Raw genomic sequence first — 16,220 nt, forward strand, 5'->3', positions numbered from 1 at the left:
ACCCTCGGCTCCCCCTCCCAGGTCCCCCGACGAACGGCCACGGCCGCCTGCGTCACGTGTCCATGAAGCACCATCCGCCGCCCATCATACGCTTGCCCACCCGCCAGGGAGGCGCCGAATTTCATCCCCCGCGTGGGTTCCCCCAGGAATGTCCTGTACCAGGAGTGCCCCCTCTTTGCGCCCTGCGTCGAACCCGGCGGCCCCCAGGGCCCGCTCACGGCCCCGGACGCACTCCGATGACTCAAGGGGGGACATCCTCGTTCCGGGTGTCCCACCACTCCTCGCCGTAACTGATGAAGATCTGCTCGCCGGGGTGGATGTCCCTCAGGGCGTAGAAGGTGAAGATGTCGCGGTCCACCGCGCGGTAGTACGCGGCGGTGGGCTCCTTGGCATGGTTGTAGAGCATGCCGTAGCCCAGAACGAGCGCGACCCAGTCCCCCGCGGGCTGCTGCTCGCGCTCGCCCCAGCGAATCTGGAAGACGTAGTCGTCGAGCGGTGGATGCCGCGTGTGCTTCTGCAGCATCTTGAGGTAGCGACACTCCTCGATGAGTTCGCCCGCCTTGATGAACTCATCGGTGAAGACGCCGAAGCCCCACTCGCAGGGCCGGACCTTCACTCCTGGATGGAGATACAGCGCTTCGCCCGTGTTCATGCGTCCCTGCCGCCGTTGGGGCCGGAAAGATGCCGCGTTCCGGGGCCGACGTGAAGGACCGAGCGAAGCCTCCTCGACCACCAGAGGGGACCGCGAGCTTCCTCAGGCGGGCGGCCACGCGAGCAGGGAGGTCCGGGCCACGCGCCGCAGGTCCTCGCGACTGGCTCCCGTGGCCGCCTGGACGGCCATGCCCTGCGAGACGGTGGTGAAGTAGCGCGCCAGGTCCGCGCAGTCGACGTGCGCCGGAACGTCCCCCTCGCGCTGCCCCTGCTCGATTCGCTCGCGAAGGGCCTGCTCTCCCGCCGCGCGCCTCGCCGCCAGCTCCCCCTGGATGGGGGCGGCATCCGCGCCACTCACCAGCGCGCCCTGCACGGTGATGCAGCCCTTGGGCTCCCGGGGCAGCGTCTGCGCGTCCGCCAGCCCGAGCAGCAGGTGCTCGACAGCGGCGCGGGCCGTGGGCCTGTCGAACGCGTCCCGATAGAGGACCAGATGGCGTTCGACGTAGCGGTCCAACGCCTTGCGGAACAGCGACTCCTTGTTGCCGAACGCCGCGTACAGGCTGGGCCGGTTGATGCCCAGTTGCTCCGTCAGGTCCGACAGCGAGGTGCCCTCGTACCCCTGCCGCCAGAACAGGCGCAGCGCACGGTCCAACGCCTCATCCACGTCGAAACCCCGGGGACGCCCCACCTGGGCGGCTGCCGTCTTCGGTTTCATACCGTTCGATACTAATCCCCTTGACGACTCCGGGCCAGGACTCTACATCTATACCAATCGGTACACATCCCGCGCCCGGGCTCGGGCGGGACCGCGCCGGGGTGTGTCCAATTCAGTACCGACAAGTACACAACCCAGAAGGAATGACGAACATGGCCAAGAAGCTCGCAGGCAAGGTGGCGCTGGTGACGGGGGGTTCTCGGGGGATTGGCGCGGCGACGGCGCGGGCGCTCGCGCAAGAAGGGGCGGATGTGGCCATCAGCTACGTCGCCTCGGCGGAGAAGGCCCAAGCGCTCGTGCGGGAGCTGGAGGCCCAAGGCGTCCGGGCGGCGGCCTTCCAGTCCGACCAGGGCGTACCGGCGGAGGCAGCGAAGCTGGTCCAGACAGTCACCCAGCGCTTCGGTCGGCTGGACATCCTCGTGAACAACGCGGGAGTGGCCACGCCAGGAGCGGTCGACAGCCCGGAAAGCGATGCGGTGGCGTTCGAGCGACAGCAGAACATCAACGTCCACGGGGTCATCGCGGCCATCCGCGAGGCGGTCAAGGTGATGGGCCAGGGCGGGCGCATCATCACCGTGGGCTCCAGCATCACCGGGCGCGTGGGCATGGCCGGCATGGCGGACTACACGGCGACGAAGGCAGCGGTGGTCGGCTACACCAAGGGCGTGGCGAGAGACCTGGGCCCCAAGGGCATCACCGTCAACGTGGTGCAGCCGGGCTTCACGGCCACGGACATGTCCTCCGGCCTTGAGCCGATGAAGCCCGCCATCAACGCGGCCATCGCCCTGGGCCGCTTCGGCCGTCCCGAGGAGATCGCCGACAGCATCGTGTTCCTCGCGGGCCCGGGTGCCACGTACATCACTGGCACCGTGCTCAACGTCGACGGCGGCCACGGCGCGTAGGCGCACGGGCCATCACCGTCACGAGGCGCCAGGCACCGGACCCCGAGCCGCGCGGGCTCGAGGTCCGAGCCGCCCTACTCCACCCGCTCGCGCACCAGCGGACGGGGGGCGGGGGCGGCATCGCCGAAGTGGTAGGCCGCCAGCAGACGGGCCTTCACGCCCTCCACCGGAGCTTCGTCGTTGTAGTGCACGCGGACCACGGGCTCGCCCTTCACCACGGCCTCGCCCGTCTTCTTCAAGAGGGTGAAGCCCACGGCGGGGTCTATCTTGCTGTCCACCCGCTGACGGCCCGCGCCGAGCGCCACGCCCGCGAGGCCCACTCCCTCCGTGTCGATGCCCGTCACATACCCTCCACGGGGCGCCACCACGTCCACCGTGGAGCGCGCCTGGGGCAGGAGCGAGTAGTCGTCGATGGAGCGCGGGTCTCCGCCCTGAGACAGGACGATTTCCTTCAGCTTGCGCAGCGCGCTGCCATCCGCCACGGACTTGCGCAGCTTCTCGCGCGCCTCGTCCACGGTGGCGGCCTTCTTGCCGAGCACCAGCATCTCCGCCGTCAGCGCGTAGGTGATTTCGGTGTAGTCGTCCGGGGCCTCGCCACGGAGCATGTCCACCGCCTCCATCACCTCCAGGGCGTTGCCCACCTTGCGCCCGAGCGGCTGGTCCATGTCCGTCAGCAACGCGACGACCTTGCGCCCCATCTCCGCGCCCAGGCCAATCATCGTCCGGGCCAGCGTGCGGGCATCCTCGTCGCGCTTCATGAACGCGCCGCTGCCGACCTTGACGTCCAGCACCAGCGCGTCGATGCCCTCCGCCAGCTTCTTGCTCATGATGGAGGACGCAATCAGCGGGATGCAGTCCACCGTCGCCGTCACATCACGCAGCGCGTAGAGCTTCTTGTCCGCGGGCGCCACCTGCGCCGTCTGGCCAATCAGGCAGCAGCCCACCTCGCGCACCAGCCGGCGGTACTCGGACGTCGACAGATTCACGTTGAAGCCGGGGATGGACTCCAGCTTGTCCAGCGTCCCGCCCGTGTGGCCCAGGCCCCGGCCCGAAATCATGGGCACCGGCACCCCGCACGCCGCCGCCAGGGGCGCCAGGCTCAGAGACACCTTGTCCCCCACTCCGCCCGTCGAATGCTTGTCCACCTTCACGGCCGGGGTGTCGGACAGGTCCAACACCTCGCCCGACTCCAGCATGGCGCGCGCCCAGGCGCCCAGCTCTCGGGAGTCCAGCCCCCGGAAGAAGACGGCCATGCACATGGCCGCCATCTGATAGTCCGCTACCGTTCCCGCCGTATATGCCTGGATGAACGCGCGGATGTCAGCCGGCTCCAGCCGGCCCCCATCCCGCTTCGACTTGATGAGCTCGTAGGGTTGCACGGGGACTGCCCATACCAGGAACCCGGGCCCCCATGCACTTCCGCGAAAGGCGCCTCCGCATCTGGTAGATAGCCAGCCATGACGCTTCGCCTTCAGGTCCTCGCCCTCACGGCGCTCCTCTGCGCCTGTTCCAAGCAGAAGGAAGAGACGCCCCCCTCCGGCGCTTCGGCCCCTGCCTCCGCTCAGCAGGAGGCGAAGAAGCCGCTTCCCGTGGGCCTCGTCATCGACGTGGGCGGCCGGGGTGATCACTCGTTCAACGACGCCGCCCTGCGCGGCCTGGAGCTGTGGGCCGCCGGCAAGCGCTACGAGGGCGGCAAGTACGTGGACGCCACACCCGACGACGTGCGCAAGTCCCTGCCCGGCCACCTGGCCTCCATCGCGTCCACCCTCCAGCCCCTGCCCATCCAGCCCGTCGTCCTCCAGAGCAAGGCCCAGGAGGACTACGTCCCCAACCTCCAGCTGCTCGTGGACCGGGGCTCCCAGCTCACCATCGGCAACGGCTACCTGCTGGCCAACGCCGTGCGCAGCTCCGCCCAGGAGAACCCCCAGGCCCGCTTCCTGCTCATCGACAGCCAGGTGCTGGATGCCCAGGGCAAGACGCTGCGGCTGCCCAACGTGCGCACCGTCCTCTTCAAGGAGCACGAGGGCAGCTTCCTCGTCGGCGCGCTGGCGGGGCTGGTGACGAAGACGAACAAGGTCGGCTTCGTGGGCGGCATCGAGGTGCCCCTCATCCAGCGCTTCGAGGTCGGCTATCGCGCCGGCGTGAAGACGACGAAGCCCGAGGCGGCCCAGGCCCTGATGTCCGTCTACACCGGCAGCTTCAACGACATGGCCGCAGGCAAGCAGGTGGCGCAGGACCTCATCGCCAAGGGCGCGGACGTCATCTTCCACGCCGCGGGCTCGGACGGCATCGGCGTCATCCAGGCGGTGAAGGAGGCGCGCGCGGCCGGCAAGAGCGTGTACGCCATCGGCGTGGACTCGGACCAGTCGCACGTGGCGCCGGAGGCCATCCTGACATCCATGCTGAAGCACACGGACCTGGTCGTGTACCAGGCCGCCAAGGACCTGGTGGACGGCAAGTTCACCGCCACCGAGCAGGTGCTGGGCCTCAAGGAAAACGGCGTGGCCATGGCCGAGGTCCGGGTGGACTTCCCGGGCAAGGCGGAGGCGCTCCAGAAGGTGGAGGCGCTGCGCCAGCGCGTCGTCTCCGGACAGCTCCAGGTGCCTTCCGTCCCGGCGGACCTCGCCACCTTCCAGGCCGCCGCGCCCTGATTTCCCTTCGACATATCCAGAAGCGCTTCGGCGCCGTCACGGCGCTGGATGACGTGTCCCTCGATATCGGCGCGGGCGAGCTGCTCGCGGTGGTGGGAGAGAACGGCGCGGGCAAGTCCAGCCTGATGAACGTCCTCTATGGGCTCTACCATCCGGACTCGGGCGAGGTGTCCGTGGACGGTAGGTCCGTGCGCCTCAAGAGCCCTGGGGACGCGATTGCCCTGGGCATCGGCATGGTGCACCAGCACTTCATGCTCGTGCCCACGCTGACGGTGGCGGAGAACGTGGTGCTCGGCCGCGAGCCCACCCGGCGGGGGCTGTTCGACTGGGAGCGCGCCGTCAGGGAGGTCGCCGCCACCTGCGAGCGTTTCGGCTTCGTGTTGGACCCGCGCGCCCGCGTGGACACGCTCACGGTGGGCTCGCAGCAGAAGGTGGAAATCGTCAAGGCGCTGCACCGGGGTGCCCAGGTGCTCATCCTCGACGAGCCCACCGCCGTCCTCACCCCCCAGGAAGCCGACGAACTGGCCCGCGTCATGCGCGGCCTCGTCGCGCAGGGGCGCACCGTCGTGCTCATCAGCCACAAGCTGAAGGAAGTGCTCGGCGTGGCGGACCGCATCGCCGTCATGCGGCGCGGCCGACTGGTGGCGGAGGTGAGGCCCTCGGAGACCTCGGCGACGGCCCTGGCCGCCCTGATGGTGGGCGAGAGCCAGCGCGCCGTGACGGGCCACGCGGCGGCCTCGGGAGAGAAGCTCCCCAGCGACGCCCTGATGGAAGCGGTGGGGCTCCCGGTGCGAGGGGACGACGGAAGGCCCGCGCCAGGCGGCGGTGAGAAGCCCGGCGACGTCCTGCTGGAGGCAACGGGACTCCAGGCACGAGGCGACAACGGGTGCCCCGCGCTGCGCGGCGTGGACCTGGCGGTGCGCGAGGGAGAAATCGTCGGCATCGCCGGCGTGGACGGCAACGGCCAACGCGAGCTGGCCGAAGTGCTCACCGGCCTGCGTCCGCTGACCGCGGGTCGCGGCACGCTGCTCGGAGGAGCGCTGACGGGGCTCACGCCCGCCCAGGCGCGAGCGCGCGGCGTGGGCCACGTGCCCGAGGACCGGCTGCGCCGCGCGGTGGTGAAGGCGCTCAGCGTGGAGGAGAACATCGCCCTGGGACGCCACACGGGGCCGCCCTTCGCGCGGGGCCTGTGGATTGATTTCGCCGGGCGCCGCGAGCGGGCCCAGACGCTCCTGGCCTCATACGACGTGCGCCCGCCCGAGCCGACCCTGCCCTTGCAGGCCCTGTCGGGTGGCAACCAGCAGAAGGTCGTCGTGGCGCGCGAGCTGGATGCCCGGCCGCGTCTGCTCGTGGTGGTGCAGCCCACGCGAGGCCTGGACATCGGCGCGGTGGCGCAGGTGCATGCGCGGCTGCGCGAGGCGCGGGCCCAGGGGACGGGAGTGGTGCTGGTGTCACTGGACCTGGAAGAAGTGCTGGCCCTGGCGGACCGCGTCTATGTGCTCTTCGAGGGCCGCGTGACGGGCCAGTTCACCCGGGCCGAGTACGACGAGCGGGAGATGGGACGTCGCATGCTGGGAGCGGAGCAGGCCCATGGGTGAGCGGACACGGCAGGCCCTGCCCTCGGTGCTGTCGGTGCTGTTGTCGCTGGTGGTGTGCTGGCAGCTCATCGCCCTCACCCGGGACACGGATGGCACGGCGGTCGCCACGGCGGCCTATCTCGAGATGCTCTGGGGCGGCATTGGCGACTGGCCCCGGTTCATCGAGGGCGCCGCCGTCACCGTCCTCACCCGGCCCCTGGGCGAAGCGGCGATGAAGGCGGCGCTGCTCACCCTCACCGGCCTGTCCGTCGCGGTGGCCTTCAAGGTGGGCCTGTTCAACATCGGCGCGCAGGGACAGATGCTGCTCGGAGCGCTCGCGGCCGCGGTGGTCGGCGCGCACGTGACCCTGCCCGGCGTCCTGCACATCCCGGCCGCGCTCCTCGGCGCGGCGGTGGCCGGGGCCGCCTGGGCGGGGATTGCCGGCGCGCTCAAGCTGTACCGGGGCGTGCACGAGGTCATCTCCACCATCATGCTCAACTGGGTGGCGGTGCGGCTGGTGGACAACTGGCTCGTCGTCGGGCCGTTGCGCGGCGTGGCCGAGGCCGGCGCCTCCATCTCCGGCACGGCGGAGATCCACCCCACCTCGCAGCTTCCACGACTGCTGGGTGACAGCTCCCGCCTCAACCTGGGCTTCATCCTCGCCGTCGTGGCGGCGGTGACGGTCTGGGCGTGGCTTGCGCGCACCCGCTCCGGCTTCGAAACGCGCGCGGTGGGCCTGGGTGACGAGGCGGCGCGGGCCGCGGGCATCCCCGTGGCGCGGCGCGCGGGGTTCGCCATGGCGCTGGCCGGAGCACTGGCGGGACTCGCCGGCGCGGTGCTCGTGCTGGGCACCGAGGGCCGCTACCCGGGCACGCTGGGCGCGCCCTACGGCTTCGACGGCATCGCCATCGCCCTCATCGGCAACAACCACCCGCTGGGCGTGGGCGCCGCGGCCCTCTTCTTCGGTGTGCTGCGAGCGGGTGGCACGCGCATGCAGCTGCTCGATGTGCACAAGAGCTTCCCCGAGCTCATCCAGGGCCTCGCCCTGCTCTTCGTGGCCGGACGCCTCATCTGGCTGGCGGCGCTGCGCCGTCGAAGCACCCCGACAGTCGCCACGGCCGCGCCGCCTGCTCCGGCCGCGCAGGTGCCCCATGCTTGAAATCATCCACCGGCTCCTGTTCGCCACGCTGGACGCGGCCCCCGCGCTCGTCTTCGCCGCCCTGGGCGCGGTGCTCTCCGAGCGCGCGGGCGTCGTCGCCGTGGGCGTGGAGGGGATGATGCGCGTGGGCGCCTTCTGCGCCGCGGTGGCCGCGCTCGTCATGCCCACGCCGCTGGCCGTGGGCGTCGGAATGCTCGCGGGCGCGACGCTGGCGGCGGTGCACGGCTACCTGTGCATCCGCTGGCGCTCGGACCAGGTGGTGTCCGGCATCGCCCTCAACCTCGTGGCCCTGGCGGGCGGCACCTTCCTGCTCGAGACGCACTTCGGGCCCAACGGGACGCCCCCCATCCAACAGCTCGCCCCCTGGAACTGGCCCGAGCTCGCCTCGGTGCCCGTGCTGGGCGCGCTCTCAGGCCACGCCGCGCCCACGTACCTGGCGCTGTTGTTGCCGCTGCTGCTCCAGGGGATGTTGACTCGCACGCCCCTGGGACTCCGCCTGCGCGCCGTGGGCGACAAGCCCCACGCGGTGGCCACCCTGGGACTTTCCGTTCCCGCTTTGAGGTGGGGCGCGGTGCTGGGCGGTGGACTGCTCGCGGGACTGGGTGGCGCCGTGCTCTCCACCACCGTGCTGGACCGCTTCGAGCAACACACGCCCGCGGGCCTGGGCTTCATGGCCCTGGCCGCCATGGTGTTCGGCCGCTGGACACCCCTGGGCGCCTTCTTCGCCGCGGCCTTCTTCGCCTTCGGCAACGCGCTGCGAATCGGACTCGCCTCCAGCGCCCCGGGCCTCCTGGACGTCGTCCCCCAGGGCGTCCTGCTCGCGCTGCCCTACCTCCTCACCCTCCTGGTCCTCACCTTCCAGGGCCAGCGCAACAGCACCCCTGCCTCACTCGGCGTCCCATACGAGCAGGAGTCCCGCTAAGGTCACCAAACCAGTGCGAGTCATTCCATACCCGGGTATAGAATGATTCCTGGTCAGGAGTGACCCCCAGGTGTCTGGTGGCCAACGTCCTCTCCTTCGGATGATGGAGAAAGACGACACTCCAACCCCCTGCCGTTATTGGATGGAACTCCGGGTTTCTCCGGGATTGAGACACGGGGCGTCGGAAATCACGACGGCACGCGCCTCGCATAATGAGGTCAGGTCGGGCCGCGCCGGATTGGAATCAGGCCACCGGGGGGGAGGCTTCATCCAATCTGTCGCAAGGTCCGGAGGGACTCCTTGTGAAACCCGGGCCCGGTCGGTCCGGTCAACACGGCGGGGGTGGGTGATGCTGGATACGACGGGAACGACCGAGACGTACAGACCCCGCGTTTTGGCGGTGGACGTGGAGTCAGAAGGCATGGAGCGGCTGTGCTCCATCCTGGCCCCCGCGGGCTACGACGTCCTGCCAGCGCGTGGGAGCGGGGCCCGACAGGCCGCGGACCTGGTGCTGCTGGACGTGGAGCGTCCGGGGACGGATGGGCTGGCGGCGTACCGACGGCTCCAGGCGGAGCTGGGTGCGCTGTCCGTGCCGGTGCTGATGCTGACCCGCAGGGCGGACCGCCAGACGCGGCGACAGGTGCTGGAAGCCGGAGTGGATGATCTGCTGACCACGGAGCCGTTGGATCCGCTGGAGCTGAAGGTCCGCGTGCACACGCTGCTGGAGCTCAAGGCGCACCGCGACCGCGGTGGGCAGCGGGCCGAGGAGCTGTTGGATCCACGCACCCGCTGGGTGGAGATGGAGCGGCTGGCGCGCGTGGGCACGCTGGCGGCGGATGTCGCGCAGAACCTGGGTCACATCGGCGAGGGACTCCAGCGGGCGCTGGGGCACGTGCGCGAGCGCGCGCTGCAGGGCCTGCCGCCGGACGTGGAGGAGCTCAAGAAGCTGGGTGTCGCCGGCGAACAGATGCGGCTGTATGGCCAGCACCTGCTCTCGCTGGGCCCCACCAACCCCAAGGACATCCAGCGCTTCGACCTGCGGGAGCTGGTTCCCGGGGTGGTGGAGCGGGTGCGGGGCAACGGCCGTCTGGGCGCCGCCGAAGTGACGGTGGTGCTGCCGGAGGACCCCATCGCCGTCGTGTTCAACCGCCGCCAGTTGGAGCAGGTGCTGGTGGAGATCCTCGCCAACGCGGCGGAGGCCGTGGAAGACGTGATGGACCGGCCGCGTCGCATTCACGTGGGCGTGGAGCTGCCGGACATGTTCGGCGACTTCGGCCCGCGCCTGTTCGTGAAGGACACGGGCATCGGCATCTTCGAGGACGAGCTGCAGGCCGTCTTCGAGCCCTACTACACGACGAAGCCGCCGGAGAAGGGCGCCGGGCTGGGCCTCACCGTGGCGCGCGCCCTGGTGGAGTCCATGGGCGGCAAGCTGACGGTGCAGAGCCGCGTCAACCTGGGCAGCACCTTCACGGTGGAGCTGCCCGAGCAGACGTCCTCCTGGTAGGCCCGAACCGGCGCGTCGCCTAGAAGCGGTAGGCGATGCCGAAGAGGGCTTCCATGGCGAACTCGCTCTCATCCCAGTCGGGGATGAGCGAGGGGCCCATGCGCAGGTTGAAGGTGGCCGCCAGCCGGCTGTCGATGAAGTACTCCAGCCCGCCGCCCACCAGGATGGGGATGACGGGGCCGATGCCCTCCCCGAAGTAGACGTGGAAGGGCATGTCGATGCCCACGTTCACCATCAGCGCGCTGGACACGGGGATGCCCACGACGAAGGCCACCGGCAGCGCCAGGCCCACGTCCGTGTCGCCGTCGTCGAAGTAGAAGAGCGGCCCGGGCTGGAAGGTGAGCGCGAAGGAGACCTGGTTCGTCTTGGCCAGCTCCAGCCGCATCCACGCCTGCAGCTTGATGCCGGGCGAGGTGTGTCGCACCCAGCCCTCGCGGCCCCAGTTGAAGCTGAACTTGCCGCCGATGTCGAAGCGCTCCGAGCTGCCGTGGAGCACGCCCAGCGTGAGGCCGGGCCAGCCAATCTGGCCGGAGAACGCCGTATTGCCCCGCCCCAGCGTGTCGGCGGCGAGCACGGACCAGCCCTGCCCCCGCGCCAGCGCGGTACCAGGAAGGGCCATCAGACAGCAGGCGAGGAGGACTCCAGGAACGAGGCGCTTCACACGAATCCTTTCGACGGGGGCCACGCGAGGCGCGGCCAGGGGGGAACCGAGGCGCGAGATGAGGTGTGAATCAAGACTCAGGTGGGTTGTCCACGCTCACGTGCGAGCGCGACAAAAGCGTCGATGAAGGAGGTCAACCGGGCCTCGGCGCGAGCACGGGCCTGGGCGAGGGGCTCACCCGCACCCGGCGTCTCCTTGCGCTCGAAGTAGTACTTGATCTTCGGCTCGGTGCCGGACGGACGCAGGGTGACACGGCCCCCGCCCTCCAGTTCCAGCGCGAGCACGTTGGACGGCGGCAGGCCATTCACGCCCCGCTGGTAGTCGAGCACGGCCCGCACGGCCTCCGTGCCGATGTGGGAGGGAGGCCGGGCACGGAAGGCGTCCATGATGCCGCGGATGACCTGCGCGCCCGCGGCGCCGGGCAGCGTGACGTTGCGCTGGGCACCGACGTAGAGGCCGTGCCGGCGCTGGATTTCCTCCAGGTAGCCGAGCACGGTGGTGCCGCGCGACTCGCACCACGCGGCCAGGTCCGCCATGACGAGCGCCGCGCCGACGCCGTCCTTGTCCCGCGTCACGGTGCCGGCGGTGTAGCCCAGCGCCTCCTCGTAGCCGAAGACGAACTGAGTGCCTTCGGCGTGCTCGCGTTCCAGCGCGCGGTTGGCGATCCACTTGAAGCCCGTGAGCACCTCGTCATACGCCGCGCCGAGCGAGCGGGCGATGTCCCCCAGCTGCGTCGACGAGACGATGGTGGTGACGACGTGTGGCCGAGCGTGCTTCGTCCCCTGCGTCAAAAGGTAGTGGCCCAGCAGTACACCCACCTCGTTGCCGGTGAGCATGCGCAGCCCACCGTCCGCCTCGCGGGCCATGACGGCCAGCCGGTCCGCGTCCGGGTCATTGGCCAGCACCAGGTCGGCCTTCACGCGCTCGGCGGTGGCGCGAGACAGGTCCATGGCGCCGGGCTCCTCCGGGTTGGGGAAGCGCACCGTGGGGAAGCGGCCGTCGGGCATCTGCTGCTCGGCCACGGGCGTGAAGCGCGGGAAGCCCGCGTCGCGCAGGGCCCGCTCCGCCCAGACTCCGCCCACGCCGTGCATCGCCGTGTAGACGATGGACAGCGTGTCGGAGCCCTTCTTGTGCACGCGCAGCCCGAGGATGGCGCGCAGGTAGTCCTCGCCCAGCGAGTCCGGGATGTCGCGCCACAGGCCCTGCTCGCGAGCCTGGGCCACCGTCAGCAGGGGCACGCGGTTGGCGGGCTCCACCCGGGCAATGGCGGCGGCGATGCCCGTGTCGTGCGGCGGGATGATTTGAGCGCCGTTGCCCCAGTACACCTTGTAACCGTTGTACTCGGGTGGATTGTGGCTGGCCGTCACCATGATGGCGGCGGCGGCGTTGAGGTGGAGGCAGGCGTACGCGGTGAGCGGCGTGGGCACCGGCGGTGAGAAGACGTGGGCGGGGATGCCCTCGGCGGCGAGCACGGCGGCGGTGTCCTCCGCCAGCTCCGCGCTCAGCCTGCGCGCGTCACGGCCCACCACCACGCCCCGGGTGGCGGCGTCCGGCACATGCTCCTTGAGGTAGCGCGCCAGGCCCGCGGTGGTGCGGCGCACCACGGCGCGGTTCATCCGGTTGGGCCCGGCGCCCAGCACGCCACGCAGGCCCGCGGTGCCGAACTCCAGGTCTCCGGCGAAACGGTCCGCCAGTTCAGTGAGGTCTCCCTGGGCGAGCAGCCGCGCCAGTTCGTCGGCGGTGGCGGGGTCGGGGTCCGCCAGGCGCCACGCCTCCGCCCGCTCTCTCAGTCCGGTGTCGTTCATGGAGCCTCGAAGCCTCGTACGGTCTGGGCGCGCGCGGAAGACAAGCCTCGCCGCGCCGGTGGAGTTTTTCAGCTGTAGTCGGTGAGCTTGCGACGCGTGGCGCGGCCCTTGGGGCCGTCCTTGCCGCCCTGGCACGTCACGCACAGCTCCGCGTAGGGCATGGCGCGCAGCCGCCCGAGCGGAATCTCATCCCCGCACTCCTCGCACTCACCGAAGGAGTCCGGCTCGTCGCGCAGCTTGCCCAGCGCCTTGAGCACGCGGGCCAGCACGCCGTCCATGTTCCGGTTCCGGTTGGAGGCGATGGCCTGCATCATCTCGTTGAGGGGCTGCTCGTCCTCGTCGCCGCCGATGCGCGCCTCATCGGTGCGGTTGGGCTCGATTCTCGAGGGCGTCTTTTCGGTCAGCTCGGCATGCAGCGCCAGCAGCAGCGCCTTGAGTTCATCTCGCTGTTTCGCGTTCACGTCGGCTCCGCCGGGTCAGTACTTCGCGGTGGAAACCTGGCCGGTGACGATGGCCACCGACGCGGAAGCGCCCAGTCGGTTGGCGCCCGCGCGCAGCATGTTCATGGCGTCCTCGGACGAGCGGATGCCGCCGGACGCCTTGACGCCCACGTCCTCGCCCACCATGGCGCGCATCAGCGACACGTCCTCCACCGTCGCGCCGCCCGAACTGAAACCCGTGGACGTCTTCACGAAGGCGGCGCCCGCGGCCTTCGACAGCAGGCAGGCGAAGACCTTCTCTTCGTCCGACAGCAGCGCCGTCTCCAGGATGACCTTCACCGGCAACGGGCTGCTGGCCTTCACCACGGCGGCGATGTCCGTGAACACGAGCGTGTGGTCCTTCGCCTTGAGCGCGCCGATGTTGACGACCATGTCGATTTCGCGCGCCCCGGCTTCAATGGCCTCGCGCGCCTCGAACGCCTTGGCCGACGACAGCGCCGCGCCCAGCGGGAAGCCCACCACGGCGATGGGCACCGTGGAGGAGCCCGCGAGGATTCTGGCGACGGTGGCCACGTGCGAGCTGTTCACGCAGACCGTGGCGAAGCCGTGCTGACGCGCCTCCTCGGCCACCTTCACCACGTCCTCCTGGCGCGCCTCGGGCTTGAGCAGCGTGTGGTCGATGTACGGCGCCAGGTCCGAGGCGGACCGGATGGAGTCCGGGTCCACGCGCCCCGTGCCGTGGCGGGTGAAGACGTCGGGAGCGGCGTCGGTGGGGGGGGCCTCCCGGGCGCCCGTCAACGCCTGAACGCGGCGGCGGGCCTGGTCGGCGATTTCCTCGACGTACTTGAAGAGGTCCTCGGAGTCGGACATGGCGGCCCCTTAGCCCACTTCGAGGTCCTCGGGAAGCGCGCGGGCGACCCGTGCGTTTCCTGCTCGCACCCGAGGTGCCGAGGGTGGGAACGTGGCGGTAGAGTCCGCACCGTGATGTCCCGTCTTCGGCTGTCCAGCTTCCTCGCCCTCCTGCTCGCCGCGCATCCAGGCATCGCCGCGGGCCCACCCTCCCCTCCCACTCCCAGCACCGACACCAGGCCGCTCACGGTCCACTTCTTCGACGTGGGCCAGGGCGACGCCGCGCTCGTCATCTCCCCCACGGGCAAGACGGTCCTCATCGACGGCGGCCCTCCCGAGGCCCGGGAACGACTCGCCGCCCGCCTGCGCACCCTGGTGACGGGGCCGCTCGACCTGGTCATCCTCACCCACCCACACCTGGACCACCTGGGCGGGCTCACGGACGCGCTGCGCGCCGTCGGCGCCCGGCGCTTCATGGACCCGGGCTTCAACCATCCCAGCGAGGCGTACCGGGATTTGCTCGGCTTCGTCGGCGAGTCGGTGGGCCAGGTGATGAACCCGGAGCCCAATCCCGCCACGCCGGACTCCCTTCTCACCATCGGCCTGGGTGAGGGCGTCTCGCTCACCGTGCTCTGGCCGCGCGCGCCGAAGGAGCCCTTCCTCGTGGGAACACGCTCGGACGCCAACTCCAACTCCATCGTCGCCAAGCTGACGTACGGGAGGACGGCCTTCCTGCTCGTCGGCGACGCGGAGCCGGACACCGAGGCCGCCCTGCTCCAGCGCCCCCTGGACCTCACCACCACCGTGCTGAAGGTCGCCCACCATGGCGGACGGCACTCCTCCACGGCCGCGTTCCTCGCCGCGGCAAAGCCCCAGGCCGCCGTCATCTCCTGTGGCGCCAAGAACGACTACGGCCATCCCGCGCGAGAGACGCTGGAGCGACTCGACGCCGTCGGCGCGCACGTGCTGCGCACGGACCGTGATGGCGAAGTGGTTGCCGCCAGCGACGGCCATACCGTCACGCTGCGGGCGAACGGAGGCACCGGCGCGCTGCTCGTCGTTCCGGGCGGAATCACCCCGGGCCCCATCGCGCTCGGACCCGTCGTGCCTGGCCACTCCCGGCCGGGGCGCGGCACCGTCGAACCGCGAGACGAGGTGAAAGCCCCTTCACCTGGAACCGCACCCGGTGAGCGAGGCTCGACGCCCGCGAACACCGAGGGACAGGGCCCCTACGTGGGGCTCAAGGGCAGCAAGGTGTTCCACCGCGAGACGTGCTCCACGCTGAAGCGTTCCAAGTCTGAACGCACGCTCTTCCTGAACCGCGAAGCCGCCCTGCGCGAGCGTCGCCCCGCCGAGGATTGTCACCCATGAGCCCGCGCCATCTCGCCCTGCTGGGGACCCTGCTGGCCCTGGCGGCCTGCAAGGAATCGCCGGACCCGTCCGCCACGCGTGCCACGGAGGCCAAGCGCTACTTCGGCAACGCCCCCGACGGGAAGCTGCACGTCTACTTCTTCGACGTGGGCCAGGGGGACGCCGCCCTCATCGTCTCCCCCACGGGAAACACGGTGCTGGTGGACTCGGGCCCGGAGAAGGCCGCGGGCCACCTGGTGAACCGCCTCCCGGAGCTGCTCGTCAAGCAGTTGGACCTGGTCATCCTCACCCACCCGCACAACGACCACCACGGAGCGCTGGACCCGGTGCTGCGGCGCGTGGGCGCGCGACAGTTGATGGAGCCGCAATTGCCCTCGGCGCCGCGCGAGTACGACGCCCTGCTCACCTCCATCAGCGGGCGCCGCATCCAGGTTGTCTCGCCCGCACCGCCGACGTCCACGCCCAATGCCCCCCAGCGCATCAACCTGGGGGACGGAGTGTCGCTGACCATCCTCTGGCCCCGAGCCCCCAGCGAGCCGCTCCTGGAGGCGTCCGAGGCCACGCTGGAGATCAACTCCATCGTCATGCGGCTCTCCTACGGCGAGACGTCGGTGCTCTTCGCCGGTGACGCCCTCGCGCAGACGGAGGAGTACCTGCTCGCGCGAGAGGTCCCCATCCAGTCCACGCTGATCAAGGTGGGGGCCCACGGGCTCGCGGGCGCAACCACCGCGCCCTTCCTCGCCCGCGTGGGCGCCCGCGCAGCGGTCATCTCCGTGGGCGCCGACAATCCCTTCAAGGCACCCGCCGCCGCCACGCTGGAGCGCTTGAAGGCCGCGCACGTCCAGGTGTTCCGCACCGACGTGGATGGCGAGGTGCAGGTGGTCAGCGACGGCAAGTCACTGGTCGTCACGCCCGAGCGACTGCCGCAGGGAAGCCCCAGCGACACGCGCTACACGCATCCGGGTCAGGGCCCCACGCCGGAGCCGGACTTCTGGGCGGGCAAGCCCCTGCCC

At 70.5% G+C, this 16,220-nt stretch carries 15 protein-coding genes; 8 read left to right on the forward strand and 7 right to left on the reverse strand.

Going from position 1 to position 16,220, the window contains the following annotated elements; all coding sequences use genetic code 11:
* Nucleotides 1–241: 241 nt before the first annotated feature.
* Together FJV41_RS38615 and FJV41_RS38620 are read right to left on the reverse strand one after the other, a co-directional pair.
* Entirely contained in the window at nucleotides 242–652 is a 411-nt protein-coding gene (locus tag FJV41_RS38615; protein WP_141647622.1) for an SET domain-containing protein-lysine N-methyltransferase, read from the reverse strand.
* A 102-nt stretch (nucleotides 653–754) separates the two neighbouring features.
* Nucleotides 755–1,366, reverse strand: coding sequence for a TetR/AcrR family transcriptional regulator (locus tag FJV41_RS38620; RefSeq protein WP_141647623.1), 612 nt, complete (start codon nucleotides 1,364–1,366; stop codon nucleotides 755–757).
* Nucleotides 1,367–1,518: 152 nt separating this feature from the next.
* On the opposite strand from FJV41_RS38620, the gene FJV41_RS38625 reads away from it, so the two are divergent.
* The gene (locus FJV41_RS38625) at nucleotides 1,519–2,268 is read left to right on the forward strand and encodes an SDR family NAD(P)-dependent oxidoreductase (protein ID WP_141647624.1); all 750 of its coding nucleotides are present in this window, start codon (nucleotides 1,519–1,521) and stop codon (nucleotides 2,266–2,268) included.
* A gap of 74 nt (nucleotides 2,269–2,342) precedes the next feature.
* Here FJV41_RS38625 and FJV41_RS38630 read toward each other — a convergent pair whose 3' ends face one another.
* The gene (locus FJV41_RS38630; protein ID WP_141647625.1) at nucleotides 2,343–3,647 is read right to left on the reverse strand and encodes a thymidine phosphorylase; all 1,305 of its coding nucleotides are present in this window, start codon (nucleotides 3,645–3,647) and stop codon (nucleotides 2,343–2,345) included.
* Between the two features lie 78 nt (nucleotides 3,648–3,725).
* On the opposite strand from FJV41_RS38630, the gene FJV41_RS38635 reads away from it, so the two are divergent.
* From FJV41_RS38635 to FJV41_RS38655, 5 genes are all read left to right on the forward strand, one after another.
* Nucleotides 3,726–4,919 (forward strand): BMP family lipoprotein, encoded by a 1,194-nt coding sequence (locus tag FJV41_RS38635; protein ID WP_141647626.1) that lies wholly within the window; start codon nucleotides 3,726–3,728, stop codon nucleotides 4,917–4,919.
* A 53-nt stretch (nucleotides 4,920–4,972) separates the two neighbouring features.
* On the forward strand, nucleotides 4,973–6,517 hold the full coding sequence (locus FJV41_RS38640; RefSeq protein WP_141647627.1) for an ABC transporter ATP-binding protein: 1,545 nt from the start codon (nucleotides 4,973–4,975) through the stop codon (nucleotides 6,515–6,517).
* Entirely contained in the window at nucleotides 6,510–7,655 is a 1,146-nt protein-coding gene (locus FJV41_RS38645) for an ABC transporter permease (RefSeq protein ID WP_141647628.1), read from the forward strand. The genes FJV41_RS38640 and FJV41_RS38645 overlap by 8 nt, the downstream gene beginning before the upstream one ends.
* Entirely contained in the window at nucleotides 7,648–8,577 is a 930-nt protein-coding gene (locus FJV41_RS38650) for an ABC transporter permease (protein ID WP_141647629.1), read from the forward strand. Before FJV41_RS38645 ends, FJV41_RS38650 begins: the two co-directional genes overlap by 8 nt.
* A gap of 421 nt (nucleotides 8,578–8,998) precedes the next feature.
* Nucleotides 8,999–10,081, forward strand: a complete 1,083-nt coding sequence (locus FJV41_RS38655; protein ID WP_246137688.1) for a sensor histidine kinase — start codon at nucleotides 8,999–9,001, stop codon at nucleotides 10,079–10,081.
* A gap of 19 nt (nucleotides 10,082–10,100) precedes the next feature.
* Here the strand turns inward: FJV41_RS38655 and FJV41_RS38660 are convergent, their stop codons facing one another.
* The 4 genes from FJV41_RS38660 to deoC all read right to left on the reverse strand — a co-directional run bounded on the left by FJV41_RS38660 (nucleotide 10,101) and on the right by deoC (nucleotide 13,857).
* Nucleotides 10,101–10,742: a hypothetical protein gene (locus FJV41_RS38660; protein ID WP_174453063.1), complete on the reverse strand. Its 642-nt coding sequence runs from the start codon at nucleotides 10,740–10,742 to the stop codon at nucleotides 10,101–10,103.
* A gap of 77 nt (nucleotides 10,743–10,819) precedes the next feature.
* A complete protein-coding gene (locus FJV41_RS38665; protein ID WP_141647632.1) occupies nucleotides 10,820–12,547 on the reverse strand; it encodes a phospho-sugar mutase in 1,728 nt (575 codons plus the stop codon).
* Between the two features lie 68 nt (nucleotides 12,548–12,615).
* Complete coding sequence (locus FJV41_RS38670; protein WP_141647633.1) at nucleotides 12,616–13,008, reverse strand: TraR/DksA family transcriptional regulator; 393 nt, start codon at nucleotides 13,006–13,008, stop codon at nucleotides 12,616–12,618.
* 15 nt (nucleotides 13,009–13,023) lie between these two features.
* The gene (gene deoC / locus FJV41_RS38675) at nucleotides 13,024–13,857 is read right to left on the reverse strand and encodes a deoxyribose-phosphate aldolase (RefSeq protein WP_141647634.1); all 834 of its coding nucleotides are present in this window, start codon (nucleotides 13,855–13,857) and stop codon (nucleotides 13,024–13,026) included.
* Nucleotides 13,858–13,971: 114 nt separating this feature from the next.
* Here deoC and FJV41_RS38680 point away from each other — a divergent pair, with 114 nt between their 5' ends.
* Together FJV41_RS38680 and FJV41_RS38685 are read left to right on the forward strand one after the other, a co-directional pair.
* The gene (locus FJV41_RS38680) at nucleotides 13,972–15,207 is read left to right on the forward strand and encodes a ComEC/Rec2 family competence protein (protein WP_141647636.1); all 1,236 of its coding nucleotides are present in this window, start codon (nucleotides 13,972–13,974) and stop codon (nucleotides 15,205–15,207) included.
* A partial coding sequence (locus tag FJV41_RS38685) for a ComEC/Rec2 family competence protein (protein ID WP_141647635.1) occupies nucleotides 15,204–16,220 on the forward strand: 1,017 nt, incomplete at its 3' end. The genes FJV41_RS38680 and FJV41_RS38685, both read left to right, overlap by 4 nt.

The organism is Myxococcus llanfairpwllgwyngyllgogerychwyrndrobwllllantysiliogogogochensis (assembly GCF_006636215.1).
Taxonomy (GTDB): Bacteria; Myxococcota; Myxococcia; order Myxococcales; family Myxococcaceae; genus Myxococcus; species Myxococcus llanfairpwllgwyngyllgogerychwyrndrobwllllantysiliogogogochensis.

Excerpts from the sequence above, each read along its gene's own strand:
- FJV41_RS38620 (WP_141647623.1), bottom strand. The coding sequence starts at position 1,366 with ATGAAACCGAAGACGGCAGCCGCCCAGGTGGGGCGTCCCCGGGGTTTC.
- FJV41_RS38645 (WP_141647628.1), top strand. The coding sequence starts at position 6,510 with ATGGGTGAGCGGACACGGCAGGCCCTGCCCTCGGTGCTGTCGGTGCTG.
- FJV41_RS38650 (WP_141647629.1), top strand. The coding sequence starts at position 7,648 with ATGCTTGAAATCATCCACCGGCTCCTGTTCGCCACGCTGGACGCGGCC.
- FJV41_RS38615 (WP_141647622.1), bottom strand. The coding sequence starts at position 652 with ATGAACACGGGCGAAGCGCTGTATCTCCATCCAGGAGTGAAGGTCCGG.
- deoC (WP_141647634.1), bottom strand. The coding sequence starts at position 13,857 with ATGTCCGACTCCGAGGACCTCTTCAAGTACGTCGAGGAAATCGCCGAC.
- FJV41_RS38665 (WP_141647632.1), bottom strand. The coding sequence starts at position 12,547 with ATGAACGACACCGGACTGAGAGAGCGGGCGGAGGCGTGGCGCCTGGCG.
- FJV41_RS38655 (WP_246137688.1), top strand. The coding sequence starts at position 8,999 with ATGGAGCGGCTGTGCTCCATCCTGGCCCCCGCGGGCTACGACGTCCTG.
- FJV41_RS38680 (WP_141647636.1), top strand. The coding sequence starts at position 13,972 with ATGTCCCGTCTTCGGCTGTCCAGCTTCCTCGCCCTCCTGCTCGCCGCG.
- FJV41_RS38625 (WP_141647624.1), top strand. The coding sequence starts at position 1,519 with ATGGCCAAGAAGCTCGCAGGCAAGGTGGCGCTGGTGACGGGGGGTTCT.
- FJV41_RS38635 (WP_141647626.1), top strand. The coding sequence starts at position 3,726 with ATGACGCTTCGCCTTCAGGTCCTCGCCCTCACGGCGCTCCTCTGCGCC.